This window comes from Actinoplanes sp. NPDC048791 (genome assembly GCF_040650095.1).
Taxonomy (GTDB): domain Bacteria; phylum Actinomycetota; class Actinomycetes; order Mycobacteriales; family Micromonosporaceae; genus Actinoplanes.
Map to the genome: position 1 here is coordinate 1 of NZ_JBEZGQ010001454.1, position 1627 is coordinate 1627.

Below are 1627 nucleotides of genomic sequence, written 5' to 3' on the forward strand. Positions count from 1 at the left end.
GCGCCGATGGGCAGCACCAGGGCCTGGTCGGCGGCCGACGAGGGCGGCGGATGGGCCACGTCCGTCGCGGCGATGGTCTGCTCGTGGTCGGACCGCATGACGGCCGCGACGACCTCACGGACCCCCGGGTCGAGCGGCCGGCAGGCGGTCGGCTCGAGCCCGCACACCCCGGCCACGGCCGGCTCGCCACCGCCGGCCGGGTCGTCCAGGTAGAGGACGGCGAACGGCACGTCGGCGGCGTTCTCGCCGAGGACCTGCGCGACCTGGGTGCCGAGCACGGCCTGGTCCGGCGAGTCGGCCAGCCGGGAGCCGAGGGCGCTGAGGGTACGGACGCGACGGTCGGCCAGCACCCGCCGGGTGGTGTCGCTGACGATGCAGAAGACCCCGCCGACGGCCCCGTCGGCCGAGCGGATCGGGTCGTACGAGATGTCGAAGTAGGTCTCCTCGAGGAAACCGAACCGCTCGATCATGAACAGGTAGTCGGCGGCCCAGAACGACTCGTCCCGTTCCTTCACCCCGGTGAACAGCTCCTGGAGCACCGCCCAGGTCTCGGGCCACATCTCCCGGCCCGGCCGGCCCAGATGCCCGGGGTGCTTGCTGCCCATCGTCGGGATGTACGCGTCGTTGTACAGCGCGCAGTGGTCGTCCCCCCAGAAGAGGACGATCTGGGCCTTGGAGGCGAGCATCGTGGCGACGACGTCGGCCAGCTCGGTGGGCCAGGCGGCCGGTGCGCCGAGCGGGGTGGCCGCCCAGTCGAGCTCGAGCATGCGCCGGCCCATCTCACCACCGCGCTTGAACGCCGTCCGCAACCGCTGCGGCAGAGCCTCGTCCGCGCTGGCCCCCATGCGTCCTCCCGCGGATGTCTTCGGCCGACAGGGCTGCACCGTAACACCGACGGCGACGGCTTTCAGCCGTGGCTAACCTTGCCCGCGTGACGTCGGCTGCCTTGCATCGAGCGTTGACCGAATCGAGCCTGCGGCCGTTGCCCGGTCCGGCCGCTGAGCTGCTGCGGGCGCTGGACGCCCCGCCGCGGCTCGGTGCGCATCTGCGGGCCGTGCACGACGTCGCCTGGTCGCTGACCGACGTGCTGGGGCGACGCCGGCCGGATCTGGAGTTCGACACCACCGCGGTGCTCTTCGGTGCGGCGACCCACGACATCGGCAAGGTCGTGCATGTGGCCGAGCTCTCCGCGCCCGGTCACCGGCATGAGGAGGCCGGCCGGGACCTGCTGTTGCGCTACGGCGTGCCCGCGCACCTGGCCCGTTTCGCCGGCAATCACGGCAGCTGGGACGCGCCCGAGGTGACGCTGGACGACCTGCTGGTCAGCCTGGCGGACAAGGTGTGGAAGGGCGCCCGGGTCACCGGGCTGGAGGATCGGGTGGTCGTTCACCTGGGCGGTGCGCCCTGGGAGGCGTTCCTGGTGCTGGACGACGTGCTGCAGGGCCTGGCCGCCGGGGCTGACGAGCGCCTGGCGTTCCAGGCGGCGCATCCGGTCGCGGTCTGAGCCTCAGGCGGCCAGTGCCGTCCGGCCCACATGATCGACCCCAACCTGGGCGCGATCACCTGGATCATCGCCGGGGGCGGCGTCCTGATCGCCGGGGTGCTGGCCACGCTCGAGGTGCGCAGC

The 1627-nt window shown here is 72.8% G+C and carries 1 protein-coding gene and 1 pseudogene; one reads left to right on the top strand and one right to left on the bottom strand.

What is annotated here, in order from left to right; genetic code table 11:
* A pseudogene (locus tag AB0C29_RS47350) lies at positions 1 to 845 on the bottom strand (histidine kinase); the annotation flags it as partial.
* 113 nt (positions 846 to 958) lie between these two features.
* Between AB0C29_RS47350 and AB0C29_RS47355 the strand changes: the two are divergent.
* Positions 959 to 1504 (top strand): HD domain-containing protein, encoded by a 546-nt coding sequence (locus tag AB0C29_RS47355; RefSeq protein ID WP_360834800.1) that lies wholly within the window; start codon positions 959 to 961, stop codon positions 1502 to 1504.
* Positions 1505 to 1627: the final 123 nt, after the last annotated feature.